General features: G+C 42.6%; 13 protein-coding genes. 11 read left to right on the top strand and 2 right to left on the bottom strand.

Going from position 1 to position 11,172, the window contains the following annotated elements:
- Window positions 1–2: 2 nt before the first annotated feature.
- Entirely contained in the window at window positions 3–1,061 is a 1,059-nt protein-coding gene (thrC, locus tag A5870_RS06795; protein WP_086292206.1) for a threonine synthase, read from the top strand.
- A complete protein-coding gene (gene thrB, locus A5870_RS06800) occupies window positions 1,058–1,927 on the top strand; it encodes a homoserine kinase (RefSeq protein ID WP_077454291.1) in 870 nt (289 codons plus the stop codon). The genes thrC and thrB overlap by 4 nt, the downstream gene beginning before the upstream one ends.
- A gap of 78 nt (window positions 1,928–2,005) precedes the next feature.
- Here the strand turns inward: thrB and A5870_RS06805 are convergent, their stop codons facing one another.
- Entirely contained in the window at window positions 2,006–2,893 is an 888-nt protein-coding gene (locus tag A5870_RS06805) for a pyruvate, water dikinase regulatory protein (protein WP_010748043.1), read from the bottom strand.
- Between the two features lie 95 nt (window positions 2,894–2,988).
- Here A5870_RS06805 and A5870_RS06810 point away from each other — a divergent pair, with 95 nt between their 5' ends.
- The 9 genes from A5870_RS06810 (at window position 2,989) to recO (ending at window position 10,258) form a co-directional block, all read left to right on the top strand.
- Window positions 2,989–3,420, top strand: coding sequence for a Fur family transcriptional regulator (locus A5870_RS06810; protein ID WP_005225833.1), 432 nt, complete (start codon window positions 2,989–2,991; stop codon window positions 3,418–3,420).
- 160 nt (window positions 3,421–3,580) lie between these two features.
- Window positions 3,581–3,757 carry a 30S ribosomal protein S21 gene (gene rpsU, locus A5870_RS06815; RefSeq protein WP_002356740.1) on the top strand — a complete coding sequence of 59 codons (177 nt, stop codon included), beginning with the start codon at window positions 3,581–3,583 and terminating at the stop codon, window positions 3,755–3,757.
- A 33-nt stretch (window positions 3,758–3,790) separates the two neighbouring features.
- Window positions 3,791–4,240: a GatB/YqeY domain-containing protein gene (locus A5870_RS06820; protein WP_077454289.1), complete on the top strand. Its 450-nt coding sequence runs from the start codon at window positions 3,791–3,793 to the stop codon at window positions 4,238–4,240.
- 184 nt (window positions 4,241–4,424) lie between these two features.
- Window positions 4,425–5,384: a PhoH family protein gene (locus A5870_RS06825; RefSeq protein ID WP_371875354.1), complete on the top strand. Its 960-nt coding sequence runs from the start codon at window positions 4,425–4,427 to the stop codon at window positions 5,382–5,384.
- 21 nt (window positions 5,385–5,405) lie between these two features.
- Window positions 5,406–7,607, top strand: coding sequence for an HD family phosphohydrolase (locus A5870_RS06830; protein WP_086292207.1), 2,202 nt, complete (start codon window positions 5,406–5,408; stop codon window positions 7,605–7,607).
- Entirely contained in the window at window positions 7,607–8,083 is a 477-nt protein-coding gene (gene ybeY, locus A5870_RS06835; protein WP_005225844.1) for an rRNA maturation RNase YbeY, read from the top strand. The genes A5870_RS06830 and ybeY overlap by 1 nt, the downstream gene beginning before the upstream one ends.
- A complete protein-coding gene (locus A5870_RS06840) occupies window positions 8,067–8,456 on the top strand; it encodes a diacylglycerol kinase family protein (protein ID WP_170924104.1) in 390 nt (129 codons plus the stop codon). Before ybeY ends, A5870_RS06840 begins: the two co-directional genes overlap by 17 nt.
- Window positions 8,457–8,491: 35 nt before the next feature.
- Window positions 8,492–9,391: a GTPase Era gene (gene era, locus A5870_RS06845; RefSeq protein WP_005225846.1), complete on the top strand. Its 900-nt coding sequence runs from the start codon at window positions 8,492–8,494 to the stop codon at window positions 9,389–9,391.
- A gap of 93 nt (window positions 9,392–9,484) precedes the next feature.
- Complete coding sequence (recO, locus tag A5870_RS06850; protein WP_086292209.1) at window positions 9,485–10,258, top strand: DNA repair protein RecO; 774 nt, start codon at window positions 9,485–9,487, stop codon at window positions 10,256–10,258.
- Here recO and A5870_RS06855 read toward each other — a convergent pair.
- Window positions 10,252–11,058: an AraC family transcriptional regulator gene (locus A5870_RS06855; protein ID WP_086292210.1), complete on the bottom strand. Its 807-nt coding sequence runs from the start codon at window positions 11,056–11,058 to the stop codon at window positions 10,252–10,254. The two genes, recO and A5870_RS06855, sit on opposite strands and share 7 nt — an antisense overlap.
- Window positions 11,059–11,172: the final 114 nt, after the last annotated feature.

The raw sequence follows: 11,172 nt of genomic DNA on the forward strand, positions 1-11,172 counted from the left end.
ACATGTATCAAGGATTATTGCATCAATACAAAGAATATCTCCCAGTTAATGAAAATACCCCAGCATTGTCACTGGCAGAAGGTAACACGCCGTTGATTCCCTTACCAAGCCTTTCCAAGGAATTAGGGATCCAATTGTATGGAAAATACGAAGGGCTGAATCCAACAGGCTCATTTAAAGACCGCGGGATGGTCATGGCGGTGGCAAAAGCGGTGGAAGAAGGCGCCAAAGCAATCGTCTGTGCCTCGACAGGAAATACTAGTGCGGCAGCAGCAGCTTATGCCACCAGAGCGGGTATCAAAGCCTACGTTGTCATTCCAGATGGCAAGATCGCTATGGGAAAATTGGCGCAAGCAATCGTTTATGGAGCCGATATCATTTCGATTCCAGGAAACTTTGATGAAGCGTTAAAAGCGGTCCGGGATATTGCAGAAACGGAAGCCGTGGCGCTAGTAAACTCAGTCAATCCTTATCGTTTAGAAGGACAAAAAACAGCGGCCTTTGAAGTATGCGAACAATTAGGACAAGCGCCAGATGTTCTTGCGATTCCTGTCGGTAATGCAGGAAATATCTCGGCATATTGGAAAGGGTTCAAAGAATGGCATGAGAAAAAAGGCACCACGTTGCCAAGAATGCATGGGTTTGAAGCTGAAGGTGCTGCTGCCATCGTCCGTGGTGAAGTCATCGAACAGCCGGAAACGATCGCTACAGCGATTCGGATCGGCAATCCGGCCAGCTGGCAGTTGGCAGAAGCCGCTCGTGATGAATCAAAAGGACATATTGATGCAGTAACCGATGAGGAAATTTTGAATGCTTACCGTAAAATCGCTGCGCAAGATGGTGTATTTATTGAACCAGGTTCAGCCGCATCACTTGCCGGCGTTATCCAGCACGTGAAAGCAGGAAAAATCAAATCAGGTGAAACTGTCGTTGCTGTCTTTACTGGAAATGGTCTGAAAGATCCGGATACAGCAATTAAAGCAACCGAAGTAACCATCAATAAAATGAGTGATTTAGAAGAAATGCGTCAGCATCTTCGTGAAGGAGTTGCCAATCTATGAAGATCCGCGTTCCTGCAACCAGTGCGAATTTAGGGCCTGGTTTTGATTCCTGCGGGATTGCCCTGTCAAAGTATTTGTTCATTGAAGTTTTAAAAGAAAACGATACGTGGGAAATCATCCATGAGTTAGGCTCAGAGATTCCAACCGATGAAACCAATTTACTTTTGCGTGTGGCTTTGAAATTAGCACCAGACATGAAACCATTGAAGATTCGTATGAGCTCAGATATTCCATTGGCACGAGGCTTAGGCAGCAGTTCTTCTGTTATTGTTGCTGGGATTGAACTAGCCAACCGCATGGCGCATATGAATCTGAGTGCAGCACAAAAACTTGAGATCGCAACCGCCATTGAAGGGCATCCTGACAACGTCGGACCAGCGATCTATGGAGATTTTGCGATTGCTGCCTATGATCATCAGCACAAGCATACGTATTTAGTCAAACATCATTTTCCTGAATGTGAGATCATCGCCTATATCCCTCACGATGAGTTGTTGACGGAAGCAAGTCGCCAAGTCTTGCCCCAGACACTTTCTCACGAGCAAGCAGTCGAAGCCAGTGCGATCGCCAATGTTATGATCGCAGCAGTCATCAATGGCAATCTGCCTCTTGCAGGGAAATTGATGCAGCAAGATCGTTTTCATGAAGCCTATCGTGAGAAACTTGTTCCACACTTGTCGACCATTCGCCAGATTTGTGAAGAAGAAGGCGGTTATGGCTGTTTCTTGAGTGGCGCAGGTCCCACTGTCTTAGCAATCGTCCCAGAAGACAAGGCAGAACGTATCTCAAAACTTTTGCATGCGCTGGAAAGTAATGCGTATATCGAACAATTGCAAATCGATCGTGAAGGGCTACAAGTTTTCTAAAGAGATTTAAAATGAAAAATATACCAAAAACGATGAGCAGACTCAGTCCGCTCATCGTTTTTTATTGCTTAATAGTGGTTAATCTTTCGTCTCTGAGGTGTAATAGCTATGATCTTCTAAGTTTAATGCATTTAAAATCATCGAGGCGGTTTCTTCGATGGAAAGAGAAGCGACATTGATCACGACACAACCTAATTTCTCATAAAGATCATTGGCAAACGTCAGCTCCGCTTTGATTTTTTCGATATCGGAATACGCAGAATCGGGGTTCAAGCCGTAGGAGCGCATCCGTTCTTTGCGGATACTGTTTAATACATTCGGATCGTTTGTTAACCCAACGATTTTTTTCGGATCGATTTCCCAGAGCTGTTTCGGGATGTGGGCTTGCGGAACCAAAGGCAAATTAGCGACTTTTAAGTTTTTGTTCGCTAAAAATAGACTCAAAGGCGTTTTTGAGGTCCGAGAAACACCCAATAAAACGACATCCGCCTCTAAAAAGCCACGGGGGTCTTTCCCGTCATCATACATCACAGCAAACTCCATGGCTTTGATGCGTTTGAAATAATTTTCATTCAAGTGATGCAAAGCGCCGGGTTCTCGTGACGGTGCCACCCCAGTGCGGCGTTCAACTTCACTCACAGGCGGTGTCAGTACATCAAAATGATAGAGATCCGCTTCTTCACAAAAATGATTCGTCAAGTCCACTAGCTCTTCTTTGATCAAGGTATGAAGAATAATGGCATTGTGTTTTTTTGCATCTGATAATGCTTTGATCAAGTGCTCTTTCGTATGGATAAACGTGCGTCTGAAAAGGTTGAATTCGACGCTGGGGTATTGGGCCATTGTCGCTTGTGCAAGCTTCGATGCCGTTTCGCCGGCAGAGTCAGACAATACGAACATCGTCACTGCGGCACTGGTTTGCAATTTTTCTTGCAAGTCTGGTTGTTCAGGTTCAGTTGGCTTCATAAGAAAAATCCTCTCTTGCTTTTTTATTGATTTCATTATACCATACTTAAGATCGATAGAATCGGAATGATTTTGATTTATCAGGAGGGCCTACGATGAAAAATCAAACACTTATTGAGCATGCCATGACAACATTGAAAGAAAATGGCTTTAAATACACCAAAAAAAGAGAAGCGATCATCACCTATTTAGTCAAACGCAATCGCTATTTACCAGCAAAAGAAATTCATGAATACATGTCGGAAAAGTATCCTGGTTTGAGTTATGATACGATCTACCGGAATTTGCACGATTTTTCTGAGATCGGTATTTTAGAAGAAACAGAGCTGAACGGTGAGATGAAGTTTCGCTATAACTGCTGTGCAGAATTAGAAGACCATCACCACCATCATTTCATTTGTACAGTCTGCGGCAAAACAAAAGAACTGCATATTTGTCCAATGGACTTCTTTCAAGAACAGCTTCCTGGTTGTTTGATCGAGGGTCATCGCTTCGAGATTCTGGGGCGTTGTGAAGAATGTCAATGAAAACCCAAACAAACTTGACAGTATCGAAGACTTTTTTACCAGAATGCCTTGACACTTTTTCAGGGGTTAGCTATAATTTTTAAAGGACAGTCGTGTTTTTTGGGATTTTATTTCAATAACAACTACGGTTACTTTTTAAGCTCGGAGGGAGGGAATTTACATGTCAAAAACAGTCGTTCGCAAAAACGAATCACTTGACGATGCTCTTCGTCGCTTCAAACGTTCCGTGTCAAAAGCGGGTACTTTACAGGAATCTCGTAAACGTGAATTTTACGAAAAACCTAGCGTAAAGCGTAAGAAAAAATCTGAAGCAGCTAGAAAACGCAAAAAATTCTAATTTTCTACTGTTTTGAGAATTGGAGCTGGTAGTGTGACACTACTAAGTACACTGAATGATGACATGAAGACAGCGATGAAAGCCAAAGACAAGGAAACCTTGCAGGTGATCCGCATGTTGAAAGCATCAATTCAAAATGAGCAGATCAAAAAAGGTACTGACTTGAATGAAGAAGAAGAGTTGACTGTTTTATCTCGTGAGATGAAGCAACGTCGGGACTCTTTAAATGAGTTTGAGAAAGCTGACCGAAAAGATCTAGCCGAGAAAGTCAAAGTTGAAATTGCAGTTGTTGAAAAATATTTACCAGCGCAACTTGATGAAGCGGAAATCCGCCAAATCGTTGCTGGAGCGATTGAAAAGACTGGTGCTTCTTCTTCCAAAGAATTTGGAAAAGTGATGGGTGCTGTAATGCCGCAAGTCAAAGGCAAAGCAGACGGCAATCAAGTCAATGCGATCGTTAAAGAATTATTGGATCAAATGTAAGCTCACGCCGCAAGTATGGATGACATGCTTGCGGCTTTTTTCTGATTTCGAAAACTTAAAAAAAGCATAAGGACAAAAGGAAACTACCTTTGGGCTTTATAAGTAATTTTTCTTTTTTCCATCTTATGTTATTATTAATAAGAACGCCAAAAAAGGAGCTGTAACATATTTGACAGACAAAACTATGACGATCGAGATAACACTTAGTGAAAACGATGATGTTCGTTTGCTATTAGGTGCTCACGATAAAAACATTAAAATTATTGAAGACTCGACAGGGACGGTCATTCACACTCGTGGTGAGCTAATCCAAATCGTCGGCGAAGCGGATGCAGCAGAAAAAGCACAATCTGTGATTCGAGCGTTGCAAGAGTTGATCAAACGAGGTATCAATATCAGTACCCCTGATGTGATCACAGCGTTGAATATGGTGAACAAAGGCAGTCTTGATTATTTCAAAGATATGTATGAGGAAGAAATCATCAAGGACCGTAATGGTAAACCGATTCGGGCGAAAAATGCCGGTCAAAAGAAATATATCGAAGCTGTTCGCAAACATGATGTGGTCTTTGGTGTCGGACCAGCTGGAACAGGAAAAACCTTTTTAGCCGTTGTCATGGCGATCGCTGCTTTAAAGAAAGGCCAAGTGCAAAAGATCATTTTGACACGGCCCGCTGTGGAAGCAGGAGAAAACCTTGGTTTCCTACCGGGAGACTTGAAAGAAAAAGTCGATCCTTACTTACGACCCGTTTATGATGCGTTGTATCAAATTTTCGGGATGGATCATACGAATCGTTTAATGGAACGTGGCGTCATAGAGATCGCTCCATTAGCATATATGCGAGGGCGCACGTTAGAAGATGCCTTTGTAATTTTAGATGAAGCCCAAAACACGACGATCGCTCAAATGAAAATGTTTCTGACACGTTTAGGATTCAACTCCAAAATGATCGTCAATGGCGATACGAGTCAGATCGACTTGCCAAAGGGAACTTTAAGCGGTTTGATCCATGCGGAGCGAACGTTGCAAGAGATCCCCAAAATTGCTTTTGCTAATTTTGAAGCAGGAGATGTCGTGCGGCATCCAGTTGTTGCCGAGATCATTCGCGCATATGAAGAAGCAGATCTTAAAGACAAGCGCTGATCGTCTTTTAGGAGGAGAACTATGATCATTCAACCACTACGGAAATTTAGAGAAAGACTTGGGAAATTCTATCTACCAGTTTTGATGTTCCTTTTCTTTCTTTTTTCGATTGGTATCATGTACACCAGCGTCAAACAAAACAATGTCGATTATAGCGAAGGTCAAGTGGCGGAAGAAAATATCCGTGCCAATAAAACGATCGAAAATACCGCTGCGACGGAACAAAAACGTAAACTGGCTGCCGAAGCTGTACCACCAGAGTACACGTATCAGGATACACTGGCGCAAACGCAGCATGATCGTATCGATCATTTATTTGACTTAATTGCTTCAGTCAAAAAATCAGTGGATGAAGCCCATGAAAAAAAAGTGGCTGAGGCCGATGAGGATGAAAATATCCCTAAACCTAGTACAGATGAATATATCGCAGCCTTAAAACAAGAATTTGAAAAAATGAGTGATGATGAACTGGATTTTTATCAGTCATTTACCAATAATTTTTTGACGACGATGTTCTCATTAAGTGATGATGAATTAAATACAGTGCGTACCTATGCGCTACAATTAGTTGATGAACAAATGGCGAAACAGATCCGCCAAACGGAATTAAGTACGTTTCGTTCTGAGGCGGAAGATAAGATCCAGTTCTTAGACGTTAGCTCAGACATGGCTTCTGTCTTACGTTTCTTAGTCAATCAAGGAATCGTCGTGAACGATATCCCAAATGAAAAACGGACAGAAGAAGCACGGCAAACTGCCATGGATGCTGTTCCTCCAGTAATGATTTATCAAGGAGAGATCATTGTCCGTGAGGGCTCGCAGATTGATGCCAATGCCCTAGAGAAGCTGCAGCTTTTAGGAATGACTAATCAGACCTTTTCTGTTTTTCCATTGATCGCTTTAGTTTTAGCAACAGTCTTACAGATGCTGATGGTGTTTTATTACACGAAACAGACGAAAGACGTGGAAAAACGGATGAATGCGGTCACGTTTTATATTTTGGCAATGGCATTCAGTATTTTGATCATGAAGTTTTTCCAACTTTTCCAATCTGAATTAGTGACCTTTATCCCGCTGTTTTTCCCAGCTGCGTTTACACCGTTGATCCTGAGTATTTTCTCCAGCCGTCGTTTGGGGATTTTGTCAGCGATTTTCCAAGTAATCAGCGCACTCTTTATTTACTTTGATTCTAGCGGAACCAACTTGTTGACGACCGTCTTAGTCACCTATTTGTTCTCTGGCTTGATGGGAACGATGATCAAGCGCGCCCGCATCGCTAGTCAAGGGAAAACGGCAGTAGCGTGGGTGATCGTCTTTCCGCTCTTACTGAGTTTTGTGCTGGTGATTTTCCAAGGAATGGATTTTGCTCGCGGGAACACTTGGACCACGATCATTTGTGGCTTAGCAGGCTCTCTCTTAAGCTATTTGCTAACGATGGGACTACATCCTTACATCGAATTGTTGGTGACGGATGAGAGTATGATCGTGTTAAATGAATTGAGTAACCCGAATCATCCATTGTTAAAACAGTTGCTGGAAGAAGCGCCAGGAACGTATCATCACAGTATGATGGTTGCCAATCTTAGTGCCAATGCCGTTGCCGAAATCGGCGGGCAAAGCTTACTGACTCGTGTGGCTTGTTATTACCATGATATCGGCAAGGTCAAACATGCCAATTTCTTCGTAGAAAATTTACCTGCTGGTGCCGAAAACCCGCATAATTTCTTGTTGCCTGAAGACAGCAAACAAATCATCTTCGGTCACGTGATCGATGGGGCGGAAATTCTCGAAGAAGCCAAAATGCCGCGCATGGTGATCGACATTTGTCGTCAACACCATGGCACGACCTTGATGCGTTATTTCTACGTGAAAGCCAAAGAGCGTAATCCCGAGGTGACGGAAGAAGATTTCCGTTATCCTGGTCCAAAACCGCAAACACGAGAAGCTGGCGTTGTGAGTATCGCGGATAGTTGTGAAGCAGCTGTTCGAGCGATGGAAAATCCAACAAATCAAAAGATTCAAGAATTTGTTGCAAATCTCATCAATGATCGGATCTTAGACGGTCAACTGGATGAAACAGGCCTGACTTTGAAAGAAATCCGAATGATTGAAAAATCACTGGTCAACGGACTTTGCAGTACCTTCCATTCACGGATCAAATATCCAAAAATGAAGTCGGAAGCAGAGAAAATGAAAGAAGAACAAGAAAGAAGAGAGCGCTAATGGAGATTACCTTTTTAGATGAGACAAATTCAGTGGGGGAAACCAAGATCAAAGAGATCGAAGGACTGCTGCAATTTGCTGCAGGACATTTAGAACTTCCAGAGGATACAGAAATGTCCGTCACATTTATGGACAATGCGGCGATCCAAGAAATCAATCGGGAGTACCGCGGCAAAGATATGCCAACAGATGTCATCAGTTTTGCCTTTGAAGAAGAAACAGACGAAGAGCTGTCGATCATTTTTGACGAAGCCCTTGAAGAGCTGCCGCGTGATCTTGGAGATATTATGATTTCCATTGAACGAGCGAAAGAACAAGCTGCTGAATACGGGCATACCTATGATCGGGAGCTGGGTTTCTTGGCGTTACATGGTTTCTTGCATATCAATGGCTATGATCATATGACACCTGAAGATGAAAAGGAAATGTTTGGATTGCAAAAGGAAATACTGGATGCCTATGGACTCAAAAGATAAGAATATTGGGAAAAACAAACAATTTATTTCGTCGATCGAATTTGCTTTCACTGGTATAAAAACCGTCTTTAAAGAGGAACGCAATATGCGTAAACATGTTGCACTAGGAATCGTTGCGATCATTACGGGTTTTATTTTCCGTTTGAGTCAAATGGAATGGCTCTGGTTGCTGCTAGCTGTTTTCTTAGTCTGGATCGTTGAGATCATCAACACCGTCTTTGAAAACGTCGTAGATATGTTTACAGATTTCCATTTCCATCCTATTGGAAAAAAAATCAAAGATATGGCAGCTGGTGCCGTGCTGATGACTGCAGTTTTTGCGTTAGTCGTCGCAGCGATCATCTTCTTGCCAAAATTGCTGCAGCTCTTCTGATGCGCACCAAAACCACAAGATAAAGGGGAACAACAATGACAACACACAAATCAGGCTTCGTTGCGATCGTCGGGCGGCCAAATGTTGGGAAATCAACACTACTAAATCGAGTCGTAGGACAAAAAATCGCGATCATGAGTGACAAAGCGCAAACGACCCGTAACAAAATCCAAGGGGTCTACACGACGGATGACGCACAGCTGATCTTTATCGATACACCAGGGATCCATAAACCCAAACACCGTTTAGGCGATTTTATGGTTGAAACCGCCTATAGTGCACTGCGAGAAGTTGACGTGACGCTATTTATGATCAGTGCGGACCAAAAGCGTGGCAAGGGCGATGATTTTATTATCGAACGATTGCGCCAAAGTCAGACACCGGTTTTCCTCGTGATCAATAAAATTGATAAAGTCCATCCAGATGCCTTATTGGCAATTATTGAAGACTACTCCTCACAAATGGATTTTGCTGAGATCGTACCGATTTCCGCAACAGAAGGCAATAATTTCGAAACGTTAATGAAGCTACTGATCGATGAAATGCCAGAAGGGCCTCAGTACTTCCCAGAGGATCAAATCACGGATCATCCAGAATACTTTATCGTTTCCGAATTGGTGCGGGAAAAAGTCTTGCTACTGACCAGAGATGAAGTACCTCACTCAGTAGCGGTCGTGGTTGACTCCATGAAACGAGACCACAATGACAAGGTGCATATTCAAGCGACGATCATTGTCGAACGTGACAGTCAAAAAGGCATTATCATCGGCAAAGGCGGAAAAATGCTGAAACAGATCGGTACGAAAGCTCGTTTAGACATTGAACACTTGTTAGATGACAAAGTCTTCTTGGAATTATGGGTAAAAGTTCAAAAAGATTGGCGCGACAAGCAAACATTCTTAACAGATTATGGCTATCGCAAAGATGAGTATTGATGACATGCAGATCAAACATGATCTGTTTTAATGAAGAAAAACTGATGCAGTTAGCGAACTGGATCAGTTTTTTTAAAGAAATGGGGTGCGACGATGAATCTTGTTGAAACAAAAGGAATCTTGCTTTTTTCAAAAGACCATAAAGAAAAAGACAAGCTAGTCAAAATCTTTACGGAATCTGCTGGGAAGCAAATGTTTTATGTCAAGGGTGCCCATCGGAAAAACAACCCCTTGGCACCAGCGCTGCTCTCCTATACTGAAGCCACCTACATGGGAACCATCAAAACGGAAGGCTTGTCCTTTTTAAACAATGCCAAAGACATCCATCCTTTTCGTACGATCCAAAGTGATATTTTTATTGCTGGTTATGCAACCTACTTATTGAATTTGGCTGATTCTGCTATTGATGATCGAGTCTATGACCCACATCTATACCAATTTTTACATGAGGCCTTGCAATTAATGGACCATGAAAACGACGCAGAGATCATCACCAATATCTTTGAGATCCAGATTTTGCACCGTTTCGGGATCACCCCGAATTGGACCCATTGTGCGATCTGCGGAAAAACCGACGGTCGGTTTGACTATTCCTCAAAATATAGCGGTATTTTATGTGAACAGCACTGGGGGATGGACGAACGTCGTTATCATGCTGATTCTCGGGCGATCCATTTTATTCGCTTATTTTCTCAAATATCCTACGAGCAGATTGCTTCAATCAAATTAAAGCCAGAAACGAAAGCCGCGATCCGACGAGTGATTGATTTATTATATGATGAATATGTGGGCATTCATTTAAAAAGTAAGAAGTTTATCGATCAGATGGGGCAATGGCAAGACGTCTTAAAACCGAAAAATCAATGATAGAGTTGGCGAAACTTCAATGGAGTTAAGCCGACTCTTTTTTTGAATAATGCTGTAAAGTGACTTGCATCTTGAAACCCCACTGCGAAGGCAGCTTGTTGAATGGGCAGATCTGGCTGTGCCACCAAAAGCTCTTTGGCTCGGGTCATGCGGTAGTTCAATAAATATTGTGCAGTAGATTGCCCCAAAAAACGTTGGAACAAACGTGAAAGATACTGTGGTGAAACATAGACGAGCCCTGCTAGTTCTTTGATCGTGATCGCCTGATCGTAATTCGTTTCGATTTCTTGTATAACGGGAACCAGATATTGTTGGAACAGCGGGTGTTTTTCTGTCGGATTCCCTGAGCGTTCTTGCATGATCGCCAATAAAAAGCGGTAACATTCGCTAGAAGCCCGTAGCGGGTCCCAACTGATTTGTTGGTCTCCTTTGATCCGTTGATTGATCCAGGTGACATAAGAAAAGGTTTCTGACTCTTCAGCTAATATATAGGGCTGATTCGTGTACTGCTTTAACACCTCAGCTGCCAAAGGGCCTTGGAATGTGGCGAAGGATGTTTTCCAGTTAGTCAATGGATAATAGCGATGGGGCGTAAAAGGAAAAATCAAAATGCCTTCATTCGGACGTAAGATAAACGATTCCTGACCAAATGTGATTCGGCCTTCCCCTTGCTCGGTTTGCAGCCAATGGAAGTAGGGATAGCCATCAGGACGAGCGACGTCATCTTGCGCCCAATCGTTGCCGATGCTTTCCAGAGATAAAGGCAGCTGCTGATTGGTTTGATAAAAGTAGATAGGCATAGTGTACCTCCGTGTTTCGAAAAGTTATAAAATAGTGTTTCATGTATTATACTACAACAGAATGAAAAGTCTTACAATAAGAGAGTAGAAATCATTTTATTTTAAAGGAGCGTT

Origin of the sequence: Enterococcus sp. 2G9_DIV0600, assembly GCF_002140615.1 — a bacterium.
Classification (GTDB): Bacteria; Bacillota; Bacilli; order Lactobacillales; family Enterococcaceae; genus Enterococcus_D; species Enterococcus_D innesii.

Coding starts and splice junctions, on each gene's coding strand:
- thrC (WP_086292206.1), top strand. CDS start 3: ATGTATCAAGGATTATTGCATCAATACAAAGAATATCTCCCAGTTAAT.
- thrB (WP_077454291.1), top strand. CDS start 1,058: ATGAAGATCCGCGTTCCTGCAACCAGTGCGAATTTAGGGCCTGGTTTT.
- A5870_RS06805 (WP_010748043.1), bottom strand. CDS start 2,893: ATGAAGCCAACTGAACCTGAACAACCAGACTTGCAAGAAAAATTGCAA.
- A5870_RS06810 (WP_005225833.1), top strand. CDS start 2,989: ATGAAAAATCAAACACTTATTGAGCATGCCATGACAACATTGAAAGAA.
- rpsU (WP_002356740.1), top strand. CDS start 3,581: ATGTCAAAAACAGTCGTTCGCAAAAACGAATCACTTGACGATGCTCTT.
- A5870_RS06825 (WP_371875354.1), top strand. CDS start 4,425: ATGACGATCGAGATAACACTTAGTGAAAACGATGATGTTCGTTTGCTA.
- A5870_RS06830 (WP_086292207.1), top strand. CDS start 5,406: ATGATCATTCAACCACTACGGAAATTTAGAGAAAGACTTGGGAAATTC.
- ybeY (WP_005225844.1), top strand. CDS start 7,607: ATGGAGATTACCTTTTTAGATGAGACAAATTCAGTGGGGGAAACCAAG.
- A5870_RS06840 (WP_170924104.1), top strand. CDS start 8,067: ATGGACTCAAAAGATAAGAATATTGGGAAAAACAAACAATTTATTTCG.
- era (WP_005225846.1), top strand. CDS start 8,492: ATGACAACACACAAATCAGGCTTCGTTGCGATCGTCGGGCGGCCAAAT.
- recO (WP_086292209.1), top strand. CDS start 9,485: ATGAATCTTGTTGAAACAAAAGGAATCTTGCTTTTTTCAAAAGACCAT.
- A5870_RS06855 (WP_086292210.1), bottom strand. CDS start 11,058: ATGCCTATCTACTTTTATCAAACCAATCAGCAGCTGCCTTTATCTCTG.